This window comes from Halomonas salsilacus (genome assembly GCF_051216275.1).
GTDB lineage: Bacteria > Pseudomonadota > Gammaproteobacteria > Pseudomonadales > Halomonadaceae > Halomonas.
Genome location: NZ_JBPKAQ010000003.1, coordinates 138602 through 158153 on the forward strand (window position 1 = coordinate 138602; position 19552 = coordinate 158153).

Here is a 19552-nt window from a genome sequence, read left to right on the forward strand (position 1 = left end):
GGGCAGATCATGCCTACCCCTCGCCAGCGATGCCAGCGGATCCCCATGATGCAGCGTTCTTCGCGAATCAGCGTGGGTGTTGTGTATGAAAGAGTAACGGGCATGGAGAAGGTCGACCACACGAGCCTGCCGGTAGTCTCCACTGGCAGGCAGCTACCGGGTCAGACCACGAAGGGATCTACCGGCGTGCAGGGGCCGAACGCGGCCTCGATGCTCTCGGCAGCCTCAAGCACCAAGTCGTCACGAAAACGATCCGCATAGAGTTGGACGGTCATCGGGGCGTTGTCGATCGGCCGAGTCGGCACTACCGCTGCGGGAATGCCCAGCAAGTTGCCGGGGGTCACGAACCACTGCATGCTCAGCATCAGGTCACCGCCAGCGGGCGATGCGACATCGGCATCATGCACGAACGGAGCCGAAGGCCAGACGGGTCCCAGAATAATCGGGTACTCCACAAAGAACGCCGCCCAGGCACGGCCGAGACGCGAACGTTCCTGATGCAGCGCGGCATGCGTCACCAACGGATCGATCTTGGCGATCAGGGCATCCATGAGCATGGCCGCCTCCGCGCTGAGCATGGGGCGTATCGGCTCGGCCGTGAGGCTCAGGTCGGACATCTGGAACTGCGTCCAGAGGTGGTTGATCAGCTCGATTTCCGGCGGTATCGCCTCCTCCACCTGGTAACCGTCGGCAGCAAGCGCCTCGCCTGCCGCCCGCACACTGGCGACAATGGCCGGGTCGACCACACTGCCGGGCAGCGATGTCACCATGGCAACACGACGCGGGACTCGCGGGCCTTCCAGCGCCACCGTGACCGAGCGAGGATCGCGCTCGTGCTGCCCGTGAATCTGCTCCAGCACGAGCCTGAGATCGGCCACGCTGCGGGCCATGGGGCCATCGGTCAGCATCACCTGGGCACTCAGGAAACCGTCGCCGCCACTGCCGTAGGGGACGCGCCCCTGGGTGGGTTTCAATGCCGCGACACCGCAGCAGAACGCAGGATTTCTCAGTGATCCGCCGATGTCGTTACCGATTCCGAGTGGCGACATGCCGGACGCCACGGCCGAGCCTTCGCCGCCACTGCTGCCCCCCGCGGTCAGCTGTGCGTTCCACGGATTGCGCGTCAGCCCCCTGAACGGGTTGCTGGTGGAGACTCGCAGGCCCATTTCCGGCATGTTGGTGCGCCCGATGGGAATGGCACCGGCGGCGCGCATCCGCTCGACCACCGGCGCATCCTGTTCTGGCAACGCATTGGCGTTCGCGGCAAGACCCAAGGTGGTCGGGGTGCCGACGCAATCAATATTCTCCTTCACGGTGATCGGCACCCCGTGCAGGGCTGGCAAATGGCGCTTGCCCGCCTTCTTGCGGTGGGCATCCGCCGCGTCCGCCGCCTCACGGGCCGATGTGCGCAACATGATGGTGACGGCATTGAGCTCAGGATTCACCGCCTCGATCCGCGCCAGGTGCGCATCGACCACCTCGCGGCTCGATACGTCCCCGGATTTGATGAGGGCTGCCAATGTCGTGGCGGAGTGCCGCCATAGGTCTTGCGAACGGCTCGGGGCCCTGGGTGATGCACGCATTATCATGATGTCAATTCCTTTGTAACCGTGCTAACAGTTAACTGAAGCGACACGAAGATGCGACCCAGCATCGTCAAACCTGCCGGGATCATCTGCTGTTGTACTTTCAGAGAAAGACTCCCATCCTGAGCACCAACTGCGAAGGCAATTGCAGTCCTTTTCTATCTTTTTTCCTCTCTATTGGCTTGCCTTGAACGGCAGTCACGCACTTTTAAAAAGGAGGCGCCGCACATCGTGCGGCGCATGATGATACTTCCTTGTAGAGGCACTTCCCTCGCTACTTACAGCTTGAGAATAGAAGGGAGATGAATCCTTATCTGTGCGCTGGTGAACATAGCGTGAATTTTCCTTGAGACATGAAAAAGGCGGCGGAGATTATCCCGCCGCCAAACACCAATCTTTCCCGTTCAAGTGAGAGCTGGTTTTAAACTCATATTTCGAAGCTCAGACCGAAGTTCTCGGCCTTGATCGCCATCAGCGGTGAGGCTCAGGGCAGTATGACGGTGAGACCCGGCACCACCCGATCCGGATTCTCGATGACGTGCTGATTGGCCTCGTAAATAATTGGCCAGCGGTTGGCATCACCGTAGTAGCGTCGAGCTACATCACCCAATGTCTCTCCTGATGCTACGGTGTAGAGTGTCCCCCCCTGGACCCGTGTTACCAGAGACTGTTCACGCCGCAGGTCCGCCACAATGGCATCGTACTCGGCTTGCGGGTCATCGGCGTCGCTGCGGCCTGCGCGCAGCGCTTCATGGGCAGCGCGGAGTCGAGAGGACTGTTCGGACGCAGCCGCCTGGGCACTGTCGAGGTCAAGCTCGCCCCCTTCGGCGGAGGGAAGCAGAGAACGAAGCCGCTCGACCTCGGCCTGAAGGGGAAGCACGGTGTCACGATTGAGCACATCGCGCTCAGACCGGACCTCAGTCAGCTCGGCATTCAACTCATCACGCTCGGCGCGGAGCTCGGCCACCTCGGCTTCCGCTTCCTCGCGCTGTTGCGCGAGTTCCGCCTCCAAGCCGTCTGTGCGTTCTTCCAATGTCGCGACATCCGACTCACGCGCCCTCCTTGCCTCCTCGCTTGTCGATAGCGCTTCGTGGGCTTCAGTGAGTTTCTGCTGGAGGTTATCGCGGCCGCTTTGGAGTTCGTCACGCTCGGTGCGAAGTTCGTCACGCTCCGCGCGAACCTCGGCCACCTTCGCATCCGCCTCCTCGCGCTGTTGTGCAAGATCCGCTTCCAGGCCGCTTGCGCGTTCTTCCAAGGTCGCGATATCCGACTGCTGTGCTTGTCTTACCTCCTCCCTCGCTTCTAGCTCATCGCGGGCATCCGCGAGTTCCTGCAGGAGGCTATCGCGCTCGGCCTCCACGGATTGACCCTGAGCACGGACATCGTCCAGTCCTGCCTGCGCCTGCTCCGCCTCGGACGTAGCGGCCGCGATGGCATCCTCAGCCTGATCGCGCTGCTGCTGAGCTTCCGACAAACGGGATTCGAGTGTTTCCCTTTCAGATTCGCTGACAGCAAGCCGGTTCTGGAGAGCCTCAAGCTCTGTGTTCGCTCGATCGAGTTCGTCCTCGAGCTCAGCATGACGTTCCTCGAGGTTGCGATACTCGTTCGCAAGCTCCTGCGAGCGGACATCAGGCTCGGCCACCTCGGGGGATCCATTGGTATCCGGCTCGGGTTCAGCGAGCAGCATACCGGGCAGGAGAGCAAGCGAAATCGCGGATGCCATGGCGATCGCCACGGGGGTTCGCCGGAACTTGCGTCGGCACGTCTGGGGCAAGGTGTCAGGCATGTGGGTCTCCTGTGGCTGGTGGGATATCCGATGAAAGCTGCCGACGAAGATCGGCATGGGATGCGGGAGCTGCATCGTCAATCACTCGAGTCTAGACAAGAGCCACCGCCTGCGCTGCATCAGCAGATCACGGTCAGTGGGGTGAGAACTCTCAGAGCTGGATACCAATAGATGCTTAGCCATGACGTTCACTCGAATCATCACGTCAGGCAAACAGACGAAAGCGGCGGACCAGAGTCCGCCGCCAAGTCCCCGATCGTCCCCGATCGAGAGAGTGTTCGCTCTTGAGTCCGTCAGTTCATCAGATCTCGAAGCCCAGGCCGAAGTCCTCGACGCTGATCGCCATCAGCGGTGCGGCGCCGGCCTCGATGGCGGCCTTGTGGGCGCGGGTGCGCGGCACCAGCCGCTGGTAGAAGAAGCGCGCGGTGTCGAGCTTGGCGCGGTAGAAGGCGGCCTCCTCGGTGCCCTCGGCCAGGGCGGCTCGGGCCTGTCTGGCGGCGCGGGCAAAGAGGTAGGCCAGGGTCACGTAGCCGGCGTACATCAGGTAGTCGACGCTGGCCGCCCCGACCTCCTCGCGGTCACTCATGGCCTTCATGCCGATGCTCATGGTCAGCTCGCCCCACTCCTGGTTGAGCTTGGCCAGCGGACGCACGAACTCGGCCAGCGCAGTGTTGCCCTCCTCGGCCTGGCAGAACCTGTGGATCTCTTTCGTGAAGACCTTGAGGCTCTCGCCCTGGCTCATCAGCACCTTGCGGCCCAGCAGGTCCAGCGCCTGGATGCCGGTGGTGCCCTCGTAGAGCCGGGTGATGCGCGCGTCGCGTACCAACTGCTCCATGCCCCACTCCTGGATAAAACCGTGTCCCCCAAAGACTTGCACACCTTCATTCGTCGCCTCGAAGCCCACCTCGGTGAGGAACGCCTTGACGATGGGGGTCAAGAGGCCCAGCAGGGTCTCGGCCTGCTCCTTCTCGGCGGCGTCACTACCATGCTCGACGATGTCGATCATCTGGGCGGTGTAGAGCACAAGCATCCGGCCGCCCTCGGCGAAGGCCTTCTGGGTCAGCAGCATGCGACGCACGTCCGGGTGGACGATGATCGGGTCGGCGGCCTTCTCTGGCGCCTTGGCGCCGGAGAGCGCACGCATCTGCAGGCGATCACGGGCATAGGCCAGGGCGTTCTGGAAGCTCGCCTCGGTGAGGCCCAGGCCCTGGATGCCAACACCGATGCGCGCGGCATTCATCATGGTGAACATACAGGCCAGGCCCTTGTTGGGCACGCCCACCAGGAAGCCTTTCGCCGTGTCAAAGTTCATCACGCAGGTGGAATTGCCGTGGATGCCCATCTTGTGCTCGAGCGAGCCACACACCACACCGTTGCGCTCGCCCGGGTTGCCGTCGACATCAGGGAGGAATTTGGGCACTACGAAGAGCGAGATACCCCTGGAGCCCTCTGGGGCATCGGGCAGCTTGGCCAGCACCAGGTGGACGATGTTCTCGGCCAGGTCGTGATCGCCGGCGGAGATAAAGATCTTGGTGCCGGTGATTTCGAAGGCACCGTTGTCGGTGGGCACGGCGCGGGTCTTGATCAGGCCCAGGTCGGTGCCGCAGTGGGGCTCGGTGAGGCACATGGTGCCGGTCCAGGTGCCCTCGACCAGCTTGGTCAGGTAGGTGGCCTTCTGCTCGTCGGTGCCGTGGTGGCGCAGGGCGTCGGCGGCGCCGTGGGAGAGCCCCGGGTACATGCCCCAGGCCAGGTTGGTGGAGCAGATCATCTCGTTGAGCACCATGGCCAGGGAGTGCGGCAGGCCCTGGCCCCCGTGCTCGGGCTCGGCGGCCAGGCTCGGCCAGCCGCCCTCCACGAACTGGGCATAGGCGGCCTTGAAACCTCTGGGCGCCTTCACCTCGCCGCCCTCCAGCAGGCAGCCCTCGCGGTCACCGCTCTGGTTCAGCGGCAGCAGCACCTCGCGGGCGAAGCGCGCGCCCTCCTCGAGGATGGCCGCCACCACGTCGGGCGAGGCGTCCTCACCGCCCGGCAGGCGGGCGTAATGGGCCGGGTAGTCCAGCATCTCGTCCATGATAAAGCGGATATCGCGCAGGGGGGCCTGATAGTCGGGCATCTCGATCTCTCCAAATCCACGGTTGGCCACTAGAAAGTGTCGCCAGCAGTTGGGCGCAAGACAGCGGCGGCGGCCGCATTCAAACATGTGTTTGAAATTAGCCGCCGCCGCAACGAGAGTCAAGCGTTCGTTTGATTTCCCTTCTACTGCATGCGAATTCCGCCATCGAGGCGAATCACCTCGCCGTTGAGCATGGCGTTGGTAATGATCTGTTCGGCGAGTCGAGCGAACTCCTCGGGCCTGCCGAGTCGCTTGGGGAAGGGCACCGCGGCGGCCAGGGCCTGGGCGGCCTCGTCGGGGATCTCGCTCATCATCGGCGTCTCGAACACGCCGGGAGCGATGGCCATCACCCGTACCCCGTGGCGCGAGAGCTCCCGGGCCGCCGGCAGGCTCATGCCCACCACGCCGGCCTTGGAGGCGCTGTAGGCGCACTGCCCCACCTGCCCATCGAAGGCGGCGATGGAGGCGGTATTGATGATTACCCCGCGCTCGCCGTCCTCGCCCGGCGCGTTGCCCGCCATGGCGGCGGCGGCCAGGCGCATCACGTTGAAGGTACCCACCAGGTTGATGTTGATCGTGCGCACGTAGGCGTCGAGGTCGGCGGGGTTGCCCTCGCGGTCGACCAGTTTGGCCACGCTGACCACCCCCGCGCAGTGCACCACGCCCGCCAGGCCGCGGCCGTCGCCGAGCTCAATGGCGGCGTCCACGGCGGCCTGGATGTCGTCGCCGGAGGTGACGTCGCCGCGCACCGCCCGGGCGGCGTCTCCCAGGCGTTCGGCGTGGGCCTCGACCGCGTCGCTCAGATCGCAGAGCACCACTCGGCCGCCGCCGGCCACCAGGCGCTCGGCGGTGGCCGCGCCCAACCCGGAAGCGGCGCCGGTGATCAGAAAGGTGTTGTGCTGGATTTGCATGTGGGATTCCCTGGCGTTAGCTGGCTTTCTCGACGGCATCGGCACGCAGCTTGAAGCGCTGGATCTTGCCGCTCGGTGTCTTGGGCAGCTCCTCGACAAACTCGATCACCCGCGGGAAGGCGTGGGTGGAGAGCCGCTCGCGAACCTGCTTGCGGATCTCTTCGGCCAGCTCGTCGCTGGCCTCGAAGCCCTCGCGCAGCACCACGTAGGACTTGATGATCTCGCCGCGGATCTCGTCGGGCTGGCCCACGGCGGCGGATTCGGCTACCGCCGGGTGGGTCATCACGCTGTTCTCCACATCAGTCGGCCCGACGCGATAGCCGGCGGTGGTGATGATGTCGTCGTCGCGGCCGGCGAACTGGAAGGTGCCGTCCTCGTTCTTGATCACCACGTCGCCGGTCAAATAATACCCTTCGGCGAAGGGGTGCTTCTCCTGCCAGGTGTAGCCGGCGAAGAAGTGGGCCGGGGAGTTCTCGATGTCCACCGCCAGCACGCCGGGCTCGCCCGGGGGCAGCGCGTTGTACTCGGCATCGAGGATCGCCAGGCAGTAGCCGGGCATCGGCACGCCCATGGCGCCGACGTGCTTGGGATGGTCGAGGGCATGGTGGTTGTTGCAGGTCATGCCGGTCTCGGTCTGGCCGTAATGGTCCATGACCGGGCAACCCAGGGAGCGCTCCACCCAGGTCACAACCTCGGTGTTGAGCGGCTCGCCGGCAGAGCTCGCCGCGCGCAGCTCCAGGGTCTCGTGGGCGTCGTCGAACAGGCCGGAGGCCTTCATCAGGCGGTAGGCGGTGGGGGCGGCGGCGAAGTTGGTGATGCGATGACGCTTCATGAAGGCCAGGGCCCCCTCGGCGCTGAAGCCCGCCTCGCAGAAGTGGGTGGTGACGCCCAGCAGCAGCGGCCCGGCGATGGCGTAGTAGAGGCCGTAGGCCCAGCCCGGGTCGGCCATGTTCCAGAAGCGGTCAGTCTCGCGCAGGTCGACGGCCAGCTCCATGTAGAGAGCGAAGGCGGTCATGGCGGACAGCGGCACCGCCACCCCCTTGGGCTTGCCCACGGTGCCGGAGGTGAACATCTGCAGGAAGGGCGCGTCGCGGCCAAGACGCGGCGGGTTGGCCTGGATCGGAGAGTGGGCCAGCGCCTCAGTCCAATCCTGATCGTCGCCGTGCTCGACGGTTGCGCCGCCCACCGCCAGCACCGGCGGGCACTGGGTCAGGCCGTCGAACTTGAAGCGGTTGGCGTGATCGGTGATCACCAGTTGGGTGTCGGCACGTCCCAGGCGGTAGTCCACGGCATCGGGGCCGAAGGCGGTGAACAGCGGCTGATAGACGGCGCCGATGCGCCAGGTGGCCAGCACCGCCACCAGCAGCTGCGGGGAGCGCGGCAGCATGCAGGCGATGCGGTCGCCCACGCCCAGGCCGCGCTCGGCGAACCAGCCGGCCAGCTTGGCGCTCTCGGCCTCCAGCTCGGCGTAGGTCATCTGGTTGACGTTGCCCTGGGTGTCCTCGTGGACCAGCGCCAGTGCCTCGCCGCGCCCGGCACGCAGGTGACGCCCGCAGGTGGATTCGAAGGCGTTGGCCTTGCCGTCCTGATGATCGTCCAGCCGGGCGATCATGTCGTCGACGGAGAAGGTCTCGAGGTAGGCACGATACTCGGGAAGGGTCGCTGGCGTGCTCATGGCAGTCCTCATCTGGCAGGTTGTGGTTGTTGTAGGTTCTCTGGATAGATTCAGTTAACGTAAGCGTCAACCTATCAAGCGCTAGGTTCAAGCTAGCGACTCCGCGCGAACAGGGCAAGGCCGGGATCGAGACGAGCGACTAGACCATGGTCGAGCGAGCCGCCGAAAGTCAGCTCGGCCAGCCTCGATAGGGGCGCTCTGGCAGGTTGTGTAGTAAAGAGGCTGGCGGGGATCAGGCGGGACGGCGGGTAATCATGGCCACCAGTTCGTCGGCCAGCTCATCGGGGGTGCGCGATCCTGCGGGGTCGTACCAGCGTACCGTCCAGTTGAGCGCCCCCATCACGAAGCGCGACACCAGGAAGCGGTCGCCGTGGATCAGCCCCTCGGCCAGGGCCTCGTCGATCACCTGCTCCCACAGCGCCTCGTAGGCGTCGCGCAGGTGGCTCAAGTGGGCACGGGCCTCGGGGTCGAGCCGACGCCACTCGTAGAGGGCGACTACATGGGCGTTGCGGTCGGTGAGCAGGGTCTCCAGGTGGGCGCGGGCCATGGCGTGCAGCCGGGCGTCCGCGCTGGCGTCGCAGCGAGTCAGGGCGTCGCGGGCCATCACCAGGGCGTTCTGGGTCCCCTCCTCGATCACCGCCGCGAGAATCTCCTGCTTGTCGCGAAAGTGATGGAACAGGCTACCGGACTTGATGCCCATCTCCTGGGCCAGCATGCGCACCGTGGTGCGGTCGAAGCCCTCCTGGACGAACAGCTGGGCGGCCTGCCGGGTCAGCTCCTTGCGACGCGGTGACTCATTCATTACATTCATCGACGTTTACACTAGCGCTTGCTTGGTTGACCCTGAGAAAAGCACAGCCCCGCCAGCGGGTCAACGCAGCGCGCACCGACCTACAATCACAACGCGGCCCCGCCGAGGGCCATAACACCATACCGGGAGAACCACCATGAGCCTGTCCAACGATATCGTCTTCCTCTCTGCCGCCCGCACCCCCATGGGGGGGATGCTGGGCAGCCTCGCCAGCATGACCGCGCCAGAGCTCGGCGCGGTGGCCATCCGCGCCGCCATCGAGCGCGCCGGTATCGAGGCCGCCAGTATCGACGAGGGCATCCTGGGCTGCGTGCTGCCCGGCGGCGTCAAGCAGGGCCCGGCCCGCCAGGCCATGCGCCAGGCCGGCATCCCCGACGCCATCGGCGCCACCACCATCAACAAGCTGTGCGGCTCGGGCATGAAGGCCACCATGCTGGCCCACGACCTGATCCGCGCCGGCAGCGCCGAGGTGATGCTAGCCGGCGGCATGGAGTCCATGTCCAATGCCCCCCATGTGCTGACCAAGGCGCGCACCGGCTACCGGCTGGGCCATGGCGAGCTCAAGGACCACATGTTCCTGGACGGCCTGGAAGACGCCGAGACCGGCAAGCTGATGGGCGTGTTCGCCCAGGACGTCGCCACGGCCCGCGACTACAGCCGCGAGCGCCTGGACGACTTCGCCATCGCCTCCCTGGAGCGTGCCATGGCGGCCACCAACGACGGCCACCTCAAGGCCGAGATGGCGCCGGTCACCGTCACCACTCGCCAGGGCGAGAGCGTGGTGGACCACGACGAGCAGCCCTTCCAGGCCAAGCTGGACAAGATCCGTTCGCTGCGCCCCGCCTTCGCCAAGGAGGGCACCATCACCGCGGCCAACTCCAGCTCCATATCCGACGGCGCCTCGGCGCTGATACTCGCCAGCGCGGCAGCCGCCGAGCGCCTGGGTGCCAAGCCCCTGGCCCGCATGCTCGGCCACAGCACCCACTCCCAGCACCCCAGCGAGTTCACCATCGCCCCGGTGGGCGCCATCGACAAGCTGATGAAGACGCTCGACTGGCGCGTGGACGACGTGGATTTGTTCGAAATCAACGAGGCCTTCGCCGTGGTCACCCTGCTGGCCATGGACGGGCTCGACATTCCCCATGACAAGGTCAACGTCTTCGGCGGGGCCTGCGCCCAGGGCCACCCCATCGGCTCCACCGGCTCGCGTATCATCGCCACCCTGATCCATGCCCTGCGCACCCGGGGCGGCAAGCGGGGCATCGCCAGCCTGTGCATCGGCGGCGGCGAGGCCACCGCGGTGGCGATCGAACTGATCGACTGACCGGCCGAGTCGGCGTAGCCGCTCAGCTGTCCACTCTCTGCTGTCCACTCTTTACTATCCACTCTCTCCTAACCATAAGGGGCCCGCGGGCCCCTTTCCTGTTTCAGCGTCTTCCTTCCCAGTTGGCCACCCCGCGTCTGCTAGTCTGAGGCTCCTGTCACCCCATCAAGGAGATTGCCATGGCTCACTTCCTGGTCTTCCTGGGCTCGGCCCGTGAGAGCACGCCGCCCTCCCCCGCCCGTCTCGGCCTGCGGGTCGCCCGCGCCTGTGTGCAACTGCTCGAGGCCGACGGCGCCACAGTGGAGCTGATCGACCCGCTCGAACTCGAGCTCGGGGGCGTCTTCAAGCCCCACTTCGCCTACGCCAAGTCCAGGGTTCCCGAGGCGCTGGATGCCCTGGCCGGGAAGATCGAGGCCGCCGACGGCTATGTGATGGTCAGCCCCGAGTACAACCACTCCATGAGCCCTGCGCTCTCGCACCTGCTCAACCACTTCGGCAGCTCGCTGTTCGCCTTCAAGCCCAGCGCCATCGTCACCTACTCCGCCGGCCAATGGGGCGGCGCCCGGGCGGCAGTGGCCATGCGCACCTTCCTCTCGGAGCTGGGCTGCCTGCCGGTGTCGGCGATGATCCACATCCCCAGGGCCCAGGAGGCCCTGGAGGAGGACGGCCGTTTCCAGGACGACCCGGACCGCTGGGCCGGCTACTTCGGCCGTACCCTGGGCCAGCTCACTTGGTGGGCCACGGCCGCCGCCCATCATCGCGACAAACAGGATCCGACCGAGGTCTCACCGGCCTTCCAGCGCGCACCGGACCAGCGCAACGCGCCCGCCACCGACGGATGACGTTGAGCATATATGCCTTTCCATATATTCTGTACGGAGTCATCGCCTGACCCCTGACCCCGACTCCTGTCTCGAGGAGAGCTTCATTGGTGACAACATGAAAGTACTGTTCCTCTGCACCGGAAACTCCTGTCGCTCCATCTACGCCGAGGCCGTGTTCAACTACCTGACCGAGACCCGGCACCATGCCTGGAGCGCGGGCAGCCATCCGACCGGCGAGGTCAACCCGCTGACGGTAATCTGGCTGGAAAAGGAAGGCATTCCTACCCGGGGTCTCGCCAGCAAATCCTGGGAGGGTCTCGACCTGGCGCCGGACGTGGTCATCACAGTGTGCGATGACGCCGCCGGCGAGGCTTGCCCGCTATTTTTCGGCAAGGCTGTTCGTGTCCACTGGGGCGTGCCCGACCCCTCGAAGGCTGAGGGAAGCGAGGCCCAGATCGAGGCCGCCTTCGCCAGCACCTTCAATGCCCTGCGACAGCGCATCAAGGCCATGCTAGCCCTGCCGCTGGATGAGCTAGCCCCCGAGGCCCTTCACGACGCCCTGGCAACCATCCATCAGACACAGTCCCGCCAAGACGGAGAGTCAACATGATCCCATCCCCACTGGACGACCTGCCCAATATCGACCGCGAACTATTTCGGGTGCCCGACGCGGCAAGTCTGGGCATTCCCGCGGACGGCAAGCATGCACCGCGTATCCTGCTGCTCTATGGCTCGCTGCGCAGTCGTTCCTTCAGCCGCCTGTCGGTAGAGGAAGCGGCGCGATTGCTGCGCGCCATGGGGGCCGAAACACGCATCTTCGACCCGCGCGGTCTGCCGCTGCCGGATGCCGAGGAGGCGACCCACCCCAAGGTGGTGGAGCTGCGCGAGCTGGCCGCGTGGTCCGAAGGCATGGTGTGGTGTTCGCCGGAGCGTCACGGCGCCATGACCGGCATCATGAAGGCCCAGATCGACTGGATTCCCCTGGCGCTGGGCGCGGTGCGCCCCACACAGGGCAAGACCCTCGCGGTGATGCAGGTGAGTGGCGGCTCCCAGTCGTTCAACACCGTCAACCAGCTACGCGTGCTGGGGCGCTGGATGCGCATGGTCACCATCCCCAATCAGTCATCGGTGCCCAAGGCCTTCATGGAGTTCGACGACCACGACCGCATGAAGCCATCGCCCTTCTATGACCGTATCGTCGACGTCATGGAGGAGTTGGTGAAATTCACGCTGCTGGTGCGCGGACGCAGCGAGGCACTCATCGATCGCTACTCCGAACGCAGGGAGTCGGCGGCAGAGCTTTCCGCTCGCGTCAACCAACGCGCCATCTGACAGGAGTCTTATCATGACCAAACAGCAGGACACCCAGTCACCCAGTGTCTCCGAGGGCATGGGTCTCTTCGAGCGCTTCCTTTCACTCTGGGTAGCACTGGCCATCGTCGCCGGCATCCTGCTCGGCCAGTTTGCGCCGGTGGTGCCCGAGACGCTGTCGCGTTTCGAATACGCCCAGGTCTCGATCCCGGTGGCAATCCTGATCTGGGCGATGATCTTTCCCATGATGCTGCAGATCGACTTCACCTCGATCCTCGGCGTGCGTCGCCAGCCCAAGGGACTGGTCATCACCACCACGGTGAACTGGCTGATCAAGCCCTTCACCATGTTCGCCATTGCCTGGTTCTTCCTGATGGTGGTCTTCGCCCCGCTGATTCCCGCGGAGCGCGCCAGCGAATACCTGGCCGGGGCCATCCTGCTGGGCGCCGCGCCCTGTACCGCCATGGTCTTCGTGTGGAGCTACCTGACTCGCGGCGATGCCGCCTATACCCTGGTCCAGGTGGCGGTCAACGACCTGATCATGCTGTTCGCCTTCGCGCCCATCGTGGTCTTCCTGCTCGGCGTGTCGAACATCCAGGTGCCCTGGGACACGGTCATCCTGTCGGTGGTGCTCTACATCGTCATTCCGCTGGGTGCCGGCTACCTGACCCGACGGACGGTCATCAAGCGTCGCGGTATCGAGTGGTTCGACAACGTCTTCATGAAGCGCCTGGCGCCGGTCACCCCGATCGGGTTGATCATCACCCTGATACTGCTGTTCGCCTTCCAGGGCGACGTGATCATCGCCAACCCGCTGCATATCGTGCTGATCGCCATCCCTTTGATCATCCAGACCTTCCTGATCTTCTTCATCGCCTACGGCTGGGCCTGGGCCTGGAAGGTGCCCCACAACATCGCCGCCCCCGGGGGGATGATCGGCGCCAGCAACTTCTTCGAACTGGCCGTCGCCGTTGCCATCGCCCTGTTCGGGCTGCAATCCGGTGCGGCGCTGGCCACGGTGGTCGGCGTGCTGGTGGAGGTGCCGATCATGCTGGCGCTGGTGCGCATCGCCAACAAGACACGCCACCACTTCCCGACGGTCGATGCAACGGCCGCCGCCGAGGCGAGGGGCTGAACCATGGCCATCGAGATCACGGCCCGGACCCGCGAGTGGCTAAAGAAGAAAGGTGGTGTAGCCACCGTGCGCCTCTCGACCCGCCACGGCTGCTGTGGCGGCAGCGCAGATATCGCAGTGGCCGAGGCACGCACACCGGATGAGCCTGGGAGCTACAAACGACTCGAGCTCGATGACGTGACGTTGTATATCGACCCGACGCTGGTCGACCAGGGCCTGAAGGTTGATATCGAGGGCTTCCTGGGCCTCCGGTATCTCATGGTGGAGGGCGTCTCCCCCACCCGTTCCAAGGAGTAACATCATGCAATTTCTGGAACAGGCCCCGCGCTTCTTTTTCTTCACCGGCAAGGGTGGCGTGGGCAAGACCTCCCTCGCCTGCGCCGCGGCCATTCGACTCGCCGACGAAGGCAAGCGGGTGCTGCTGGTCAGCACCGACCCCGCCTCCAACGTCGGTCACGTTTTCGATACCACCATCGGCAACCGGATCACACTGATTCCCGAGGTGCCCCGCCTGTCGGCCATGGAGATCGACCCCCAGGCGGCCGCCCAGGCCTACCGCGACCGGCTGGTCGAACCGGTGCGCGGCGTGTTGCCTGATGACGCGGTAAAAACCATCGAGGAATCCCTCTCCGGGGCCTGTACCACCGAAATTGCCGCCTTCGACGAATTCACCGCTCTCTTGACCGATGACTCGTTGACTGCCGATTTCGACCATGTCCTCTTCGACACGGCACCCACCGGGCACACCATTCGCCTGCTGCAGCTACCCGGTGCCTGGAGCGGCTTCCTGGAAGCCGGCAAGGGCGACGCCTCCTGTCTCGGGCCCCTGGCCGGCCTGGAAAAACAGCGCAACCAGTACAAGGACGCCGTCAATGCCTTGGCAGATCCGACGCGCACGCGGCTGGTACTCGTGGCCCGGCCGCAGCTGTCGACCCTGCGTGAAGTCGCCCGCACCCAGGAAGAGTTCGCGTCCCTTGGCCTGTCGCAGCAATATCTGGTCATCAATGGTGTTCTTCCTGCCATCGAGGCACAGCAAGATCCCCTGGCGCTCGCCATCCATGAACGCGAAAACGCAGCGCTGGCTGCCATGCCTGGCGTTCTCGATGCCCTGCCCTGTGATCGGCTGCCCCTGAAGCCCTTCAATCTGATCGGACTCGATGCGCTGCGTCAGATGCTCTCCGACGAGCCGGCGCGGGACCCAGAGGCCAACGACTCCCGGGAAGCATTGCCCGAAGTCGCACAAGCCACTCTCGCGCATCTGGTGGATGAAATCGCCGTGGACGGGCATGGGCTGGTCATGCTGATGGGCAAGGGGGGCGTGGGCAAGACGACGATCGCGGCGGCCATTGCCGTGGAACTGGCCCAGCGTGGCCTACCGGTCCATCTGACGACCTCGGATCCCGCCGCTCACTTGACCGAAACCCTGGATGGCGCCATGCCCAACCTGTCGGTGGGCAGGATCGACCCCCAGGTTGAAACCGAACGGTATCGCCAACGCGTGCTTGCCACCAAAGGGGACTCGCTGGATGCAGAGGGTCGAGCATTGCTCGAGGAGGATCTGCGTTCGCCCTGCACCGAGGAGATCGCCGTCTTCCAGGCGTTCTCTCGCACCATTCGCGAGGCCAACAAGAAGTTCGTCGTCATGGACACAGCCCCCACCGGCCACACTCTGCTGCTGCTCGACGCCACCGGTGCCTATCATCGCGAGATCGCACGGCAAATGGGCGATACGGGCATGAATTTCTCCACGCCGATGATGAAGCTCCAGGACCCGAAGCAGACCAAGGTGCTGGTGGTCACACTGGCCGAGACCACGCCGGTTCTCGAGGCGCTCAACTTGCAGAACGACCTGCGCCGCGCCGACATCGAACCCTGGGCCTGGGTCGTCAACAACAGCGTGGCCGCTAGCCAACCCCGGTCACCCCTGCTGCTGCAGCGTGCTCGCCATGAGGTGAGTCAGATCGAGCAGATCGCCAAACATCACGCCTCGCGCTATGCGTTGGTGCCGATGCTCGAGGAGGAGCCCGTTGGTCCCGAACGGTTAATGGCGCTGGCGAGCCGCAAAACAGCCTCGTCTTCCCAGGGCACCCAGATTGACCCGGAGCAGGCTGCCACAAAGAAAAACGCTGCAGGTTCCACCGGATCACTCGCCTCGAGTTGAACTACTGATCGAACGTTGACGATCGATGACACCCCACAGACATGAAAGGAAACCGCCATGTTCAAGCACATTCTGGTCGCCGTGGACTTCTCCCCCGCATGGCCGCTGTTGCAGCAGCGTTTGAAGGCGCTGACCGCTTGGGGCACCGAGCGGGTGACGCTGGTCTACGTGCTCAGTTCACGCTATCCCGCTACTCCCGAGGAAACCCACCGCCCCCATTACCAGGCCAAGCTTTCCGAGCTTGCCGGCGATCTCGCCGCCCCGGGGATGACCATCGATACCGAGGTGCGCAGTGGCGAGCCCGGCGCCGTCTTGACCGAGGCCGCCGACGAACTGGGCGCCGACCTGCTGTTGATGGGCTGCCGCGGCCACAACCGTCTGCACGAGTTTTTCCTCGGCAGCACCGCACTTGATGCCGCCCGCCTGACTCGGAAACCGCTGTGGCTGGAACCGGTGGCCGAGGCGCTGACCGGCGCCGACTCTCGGCTGATGATGCTTGCCACCGATGGCTCCGACGCAGTGGCAGGCGCCGAGGCGAAGGCCGTGACGCTCGCCTCGCGGTTCCAGCGCCGCCTGGCGGTGACCGCGAGCTGTGCCTCCGAGGGCTGCTGCGAGAAGGAGATCGCCGATGCCCAGCGCCACCTAAACAGCATCGCTGAACGCATCGAGGACCTCGAGACACGGGTACTGGACGGCGACCCGCGCCGCGCCATCATCGAGGAGGCCAAGCGCGAAAAAGCCGACCTGATCGTGATCGGCAAGCGAGGCCGCAATCGCATTCAGGAATTCTTGCTCGGCAGTACCGCCGAGGCGATCGCGCGTGACGCTCATTGCCCGGTGCTGATAGTGCCCGGCGAATCCTCCTAAGGCCTGAGGTCGATGATTGCCTTTGAGTTCTGGGCCAGTCACCCCCAGGTAGCGATAAATCCATTATGCCAAGAGTGTTCGTGACCTATGGGACCAGGAACCTTTGCATGGGGCGGGTGGTGGCTTTTCCCCATCATGCCCATTTTCATGATTGTGTTGTTTGTGGCCATGTTCTACTTCTGCAGGCGAGGTGCTTCAAGACCCATGTGTCGAAAAGACAGCAATGGGGCTTCGAGCGACTCCAAGAATTCGGAAACAGCCATTGATGTTCTCAAGAAACGGTACGCAAAAGGTGACATTACCCGAGAAGAATTTGAACAGGTGAAAAAAGATCTTCAAAGCTGACTTCATCAGCCTTGATTAATACTCGTCAAACTTGACCACTAAAAGCCTGATCAATTGTCGCGTTAGACATGATTGGTACTTGAGCTCCCTGAGCAACTCACTGCACAGGGGGTTGCACAAGAGCGGCACGTTAACGCGGTGCACTTGGCCCGGGCGAGAGAAGTCTCTAGTCTGGAAGGACTTTCCTGTTTTACTGGCTCCGACATGCACTCACAACGCGCTCGACTGCATAACGAACTCCACGCCCGGCCCTCGATCTACTTCGAGGGGCCGGCACATCTCCACCACTACGCCTTCCTCGACGACGACGGCGTCGCCGAGGACATATTGGGCCGGATCGCCGAAGTGGCCGGAAAGACTCCTGACGTCGAGTCGGCCCAGGAAATACTTGATCTCGGCGACCAGACGCTGAAGTGGGAACGTCACACCGAATTTTTCACTGTGACGCTCCTGGTGCCAAGCCCAGACCGTGCTGAGCCCTGGCCGTCACCACCGCCGCTGCTGGCGGAGATCAGTGCCAAGCACAGCCGGGCGCTGATCTCCGCCAGCCTGATCCTGGTCGAAGCCGAGGCCTCCTGGGGCGGCGACGCCGAGGCTTACGGCTTTCGCGACCCTGCCGGTTCCAGCGTGGGCGATGGTGACGCCATCATATGGAGCGACTTCCGGCTCACGGCGGAAGGTGTCAACCGCATCCTATTAGTCAATCGCGGCCTTAACGCTTTCCGGCTGGGGCGCATGACCCGGCGGCTGCTGGAGATCGAGACCTACCGTATGATGGCGTCGCTGGCCCTGCCGGTGGCCAAGGAGATGAGCCTCGAGCTGCTCGATTATGAGTTGGAGCTCGGCGAGCTCTCGGAGCGCAATAATGGTGACGAAGAAGCGAGCCCCAGGCCACTTTTGACGGCGATCGTCTTGCTCTCAGCGCGTCTCGAACATGCCGGTGCCCGATCGCGCCAGCGCTTCAGCGCGACTGAGGCTTATGCGCGGATCGTATTCAACCGAATCGAGGAGCTGCGCGAGGAGCGCCTAGGCGACCGCCCTCGCCTGGGAACCTTCATCCTGAGACGCTTTCGTCCGACGGTGCACTACTGCGCCGCGATCAACCAGCGGCAGGAAAACCTGGCGGAGAGCGTGGCTCGTCTCAACGATCTGTTGCGAACCCGCGCCCAAGTGGAGATCGAGGAGCAGAACTCAGAGATACTGCAAAGCCTCAATGAGCGCACTAGTAGCCAGTTGAAGATCCAGAAGGCTGTCGAGGGGCTGTCGATCATTGCCATCAGCTACTACCTCTTCAGCCTGTTCAAGCTGGGGCTACAAAGCCTCGGCGCCCTTGGCCTGGTAATCGCGCCGAGCATCGCCGCTGTGGTACTGGCCCCCCTAGGGCTCGGGATCATCGTCCTGTTGATCTGGCGGATCCAGCGCGCCAAGAATCACTGATCACGACTGACCACCCCTGAACGAGACAGATGCCCCATAGATGCCTCTCTGTTTGCCATGGGATGTCAAGGGCCTTGAAGAGGGACTGGTGGTGTGCCAGCCGCCGATCCTCGTATACCTGGCCGGCGCCATCTTGCAGCGAATGGTGAAGTGGTCCAATTGGAGCGGACACCCCGTTAAGCCTCATAATCGAGGCAGTGGAGGTGTTCATGACCAAGCAGACTCGACGTCGGTTTTCCGATGAATTCAAGGTGGATGCGGTGAGCCTGGTGATCGATCGGGGGTATTCCGTATCGGAGGCCGCCCGGCGCCTGGGCGTGGAGCGCAGCGTACTGGATCGCTGGTGCCGCCAGCATCGTCAGCAGGTCTCCGGCAGCCCGGGGCGGAGGGAAGACGATCGCGATGCCGAGATCAAGAAGCTCCGTGAAGAAGTCCGCAAGCTTCAGATTGAAAAGGATATTCTAAAAAAGGCGGCGGCCTTCTTCGCCAAAGAGTCGAGCTGAGATATCAGTTCATCGAGTCGGAGAAGGCCACCTATCCCGTGGCCGTGTTATGTCGGGTCATGCAGCTCAGCCGGAGTGGTTTTTATGGCTGGCGACGACGTGGCCCTGATGACCAGCGCCAGGCCCTGCTATACGAGGTCAGAGAGATTCACCGCCAGAAGCGAGGCAGCTACGGCAGCCGCCGTATGGCCAGAGAGCTGCGACGTCGCGGATACGATATCGGCCGTTACCAGGCTCGAAGCCTGATGCAAGAAGCAGATGTAGAGGCACGTCAGCGGCGCCGGTGGCGTCATACGACCGACAGTGAGCACAGCCTACCGGTAGCCCCCAACCTGCTGAACCGTCAGTTCATTGTGGCGGACCCAAATCGGGTCTGGGTGGCCGATATCACGGCAATCTGGACGCTGGAGGGCTGGCTCTATCTGGCGGCGGTGCTTGACCTCCACGACCGGCAGTTGGTGGGCTGGGCGATGGCCGACCACATGCGCACGCAGCTGGTCCTGGACGCTTTGGAGATGGCCGTAGGCCGCCGACAACCCGAGAGAGGCCTGCTCCATCACAGCGATAGTAATACTACAAGTTACCAGGTGTTCTAGGGTTGACCTGACTCTCACAGCGAACGACCTGCTCATGAAGGCCTGGTGCCGTGAGGTTTCTCGGGATTCCTGACCCGCACTCCGATCGACCTGAGCAACGTGTCTTTCCTCGGACCTGTCGGTATCCCGAGAACACCTGGCGGTGAGGGTTTCACCTCATCGATGCA

Annotated in this window: 16 protein-coding genes and 1 pseudogene; 11 read left to right on the top strand and 6 right to left on the bottom strand. The window is 64.1% G+C overall.

What is annotated here, in order from left to right:
- Window positions 1-161 precede the first annotated feature (161 nt).
- The 6 genes from ACR80S_RS06175 to ACR80S_RS06200 all read right to left on the bottom strand — a co-directional run bounded on the left by ACR80S_RS06175 (window position 162) and on the right by ACR80S_RS06200 (window position 8873).
- The gene (locus ACR80S_RS06175) at window positions 162-1589 is read right to left on the bottom strand and encodes an amidase (protein ID WP_435402838.1); all 1428 of its coding nucleotides are present in this window, start codon (window positions 1587-1589) and stop codon (window positions 162-164) included.
- A gap of 481 nt (window positions 1590-2070) precedes the next feature.
- The gene (locus tag ACR80S_RS06180; protein ID WP_435402839.1) at window positions 2071-3372 is read right to left on the bottom strand and encodes a LysM peptidoglycan-binding domain-containing protein; all 1302 of its coding nucleotides are present in this window, start codon (window positions 3370-3372) and stop codon (window positions 2071-2073) included.
- Window positions 3373-3673: 301 nt separating this feature from the next.
- Entirely contained in the window at window positions 3674-5485 is a 1812-nt protein-coding gene (locus tag ACR80S_RS06185) for an acyl-CoA dehydrogenase C-terminal domain-containing protein (RefSeq protein WP_435400381.1), read from the bottom strand.
- Window positions 5486-5628: 143 nt separating this feature from the next.
- Complete coding sequence (locus tag ACR80S_RS06190; protein WP_435400382.1) at window positions 5629-6396, bottom strand: SDR family NAD(P)-dependent oxidoreductase; 768 nt, start codon at window positions 6394-6396, stop codon at window positions 5629-5631.
- A gap of 16 nt (window positions 6397-6412) precedes the next feature.
- On the bottom strand, window positions 6413-8071 hold the full coding sequence (locus ACR80S_RS06195) for an AMP-binding protein (RefSeq protein ID WP_435402840.1): 1659 nt from the start codon (window positions 8069-8071) through the stop codon (window positions 6413-6415).
- 232 nt (window positions 8072-8303) lie between these two features.
- The gene (locus ACR80S_RS06200; protein ID WP_435400384.1) at window positions 8304-8873 is read right to left on the bottom strand and encodes a TetR/AcrR family transcriptional regulator; all 570 of its coding nucleotides are present in this window, start codon (window positions 8871-8873) and stop codon (window positions 8304-8306) included.
- Window positions 8874-9018: 145 nt separating this feature from the next.
- Here ACR80S_RS06200 and ACR80S_RS06205 point away from each other — a divergent pair, with 145 nt between their 5' ends.
- The 11 genes and pseudogenes from ACR80S_RS06205 to ACR80S_RS06255 all read left to right on the top strand — a co-directional run.
- Window positions 9019-10206: an acetyl-CoA C-acyltransferase gene (locus tag ACR80S_RS06205; RefSeq protein WP_435400385.1), complete on the top strand. Its 1188-nt coding sequence runs from the start codon at window positions 9019-9021 to the stop codon at window positions 10204-10206.
- A gap of 179 nt (window positions 10207-10385) precedes the next feature.
- A complete protein-coding gene (locus ACR80S_RS06210) occupies window positions 10386-11048 on the top strand; it encodes an NADPH-dependent FMN reductase (RefSeq protein WP_435402841.1) in 663 nt (220 codons plus the stop codon).
- 97 nt (window positions 11049-11145) lie between these two features.
- Window positions 11146-11640, top strand: a complete 495-nt coding sequence (locus ACR80S_RS06215; protein WP_435402842.1) for an arsenate reductase ArsC — start codon at window positions 11146-11148, stop codon at window positions 11638-11640.
- Entirely contained in the window at window positions 11637-12362 is a 726-nt protein-coding gene (arsH, locus tag ACR80S_RS06220) for an arsenical resistance protein ArsH (protein WP_435400388.1), read from the top strand. The genes ACR80S_RS06215 and arsH overlap by 4 nt, the downstream gene beginning before the upstream one ends.
- Window positions 12363-12375: 13 nt before the next feature.
- Window positions 12376-13476 carry an ACR3 family arsenite efflux transporter gene (arsB, locus tag ACR80S_RS06225; protein ID WP_435402843.1) on the top strand — a complete coding sequence of 367 codons (1101 nt, stop codon included), beginning with the start codon at window positions 12376-12378 and terminating at the stop codon, window positions 13474-13476.
- Window positions 13477-13479: 3 nt separating this feature from the next.
- Window positions 13480-13773: a CC/Se motif family (seleno)protein gene (locus ACR80S_RS06230; RefSeq protein WP_435402844.1), complete on the top strand. Its 294-nt coding sequence runs from the start codon at window positions 13480-13482 to the stop codon at window positions 13771-13773.
- 4 nt (window positions 13774-13777) lie between these two features.
- On the top strand, window positions 13778-15637 hold the full coding sequence (gene arsA, locus ACR80S_RS06235; RefSeq protein ID WP_435402845.1) for an arsenical pump-driving ATPase: 1860 nt from the start codon (window positions 13778-13780) through the stop codon (window positions 15635-15637).
- A gap of 57 nt (window positions 15638-15694) precedes the next feature.
- The gene (locus tag ACR80S_RS06240) at window positions 15695-16504 is read left to right on the top strand and encodes a universal stress protein (protein WP_435400392.1); all 810 of its coding nucleotides are present in this window, start codon (window positions 15695-15697) and stop codon (window positions 16502-16504) included.
- A 204-nt stretch (window positions 16505-16708) separates the two neighbouring features.
- Window positions 16709-16849 (top strand): SHOCT domain-containing protein, encoded by a 141-nt coding sequence (locus tag ACR80S_RS06245; RefSeq protein ID WP_435402901.1) that lies wholly within the window; start codon window positions 16709-16711, stop codon window positions 16847-16849.
- 204 nt (window positions 16850-17053) lie between these two features.
- Window positions 17054-18286 (top strand): DUF3422 domain-containing protein, encoded by a 1233-nt coding sequence (locus ACR80S_RS06250; RefSeq protein WP_435401983.1) that lies wholly within the window; start codon window positions 17054-17056, stop codon window positions 18284-18286.
- 209 nt (window positions 18287-18495) lie between these two features.
- Window positions 18496-19355 (top strand): annotated as a pseudogene (locus tag ACR80S_RS06255) (IS3 family transposase); the annotation flags it as partial.
- Window positions 19356-19552 lie beyond the last annotated feature (197 nt).

Bases quoted from the DNA above. Each gene is read 5' to 3' on its own strand.
- ACR80S_RS06175 (WP_435402838.1), bottom strand. From the start codon at position 1,589: ATGATAATGCGTGCATCACCCAGGGCCCCGAGCCGTTCGCAAGACCTA.
- ACR80S_RS06180 (WP_435402839.1), bottom strand. From the start codon at position 3,372: ATGCCTGACACCTTGCCCCAGACGTGCCGACGCAAGTTCCGGCGAACC.
- ACR80S_RS06185 (WP_435400381.1), bottom strand. From the start codon at position 5,485: ATGCCCGACTATCAGGCCCCCCTGCGCGATATCCGCTTTATCATGGAC.
- ACR80S_RS06190 (WP_435400382.1), bottom strand. From the start codon at position 6,396: ATGCAAATCCAGCACAACACCTTTCTGATCACCGGCGCCGCTTCCGGG.
- ACR80S_RS06195 (WP_435402840.1), bottom strand. From the start codon at position 8,071: ATGAGCACGCCAGCGACCCTTCCCGAGTATCGTGCCTACCTCGAGACC.
- ACR80S_RS06200 (WP_435400384.1), bottom strand. From the start codon at position 8,873: ATGAATGAGTCACCGCGTCGCAAGGAGCTGACCCGGCAGGCCGCCCAG.
- ACR80S_RS06205 (WP_435400385.1), top strand. From the start codon at position 9,019: ATGAGCCTGTCCAACGATATCGTCTTCCTCTCTGCCGCCCGCACCCCC.
- ACR80S_RS06210 (WP_435402841.1), top strand. From the start codon at position 10,386: ATGGCTCACTTCCTGGTCTTCCTGGGCTCGGCCCGTGAGAGCACGCCG.
- ACR80S_RS06215 (WP_435402842.1), top strand. From the start codon at position 11,146: ATGAAAGTACTGTTCCTCTGCACCGGAAACTCCTGTCGCTCCATCTAC.
- arsH (WP_435400388.1), top strand. From the start codon at position 11,637: ATGATCCCATCCCCACTGGACGACCTGCCCAATATCGACCGCGAACTA.
- arsB (WP_435402843.1), top strand. From the start codon at position 12,376: ATGACCAAACAGCAGGACACCCAGTCACCCAGTGTCTCCGAGGGCATG.
- ACR80S_RS06230 (WP_435402844.1), top strand. From the start codon at position 13,480: ATGGCCATCGAGATCACGGCCCGGACCCGCGAGTGGCTAAAGAAGAAA.
- arsA (WP_435402845.1), top strand. From the start codon at position 13,778: ATGCAATTTCTGGAACAGGCCCCGCGCTTCTTTTTCTTCACCGGCAAG.
- ACR80S_RS06240 (WP_435400392.1), top strand. From the start codon at position 15,695: ATGTTCAAGCACATTCTGGTCGCCGTGGACTTCTCCCCCGCATGGCCG.
- ACR80S_RS06245 (WP_435402901.1), top strand. From the start codon at position 16,709: ATGTGTCGAAAAGACAGCAATGGGGCTTCGAGCGACTCCAAGAATTCG.
- ACR80S_RS06250 (WP_435401983.1), top strand. From the start codon at position 17,054: ATGCACTCACAACGCGCTCGACTGCATAACGAACTCCACGCCCGGCCC.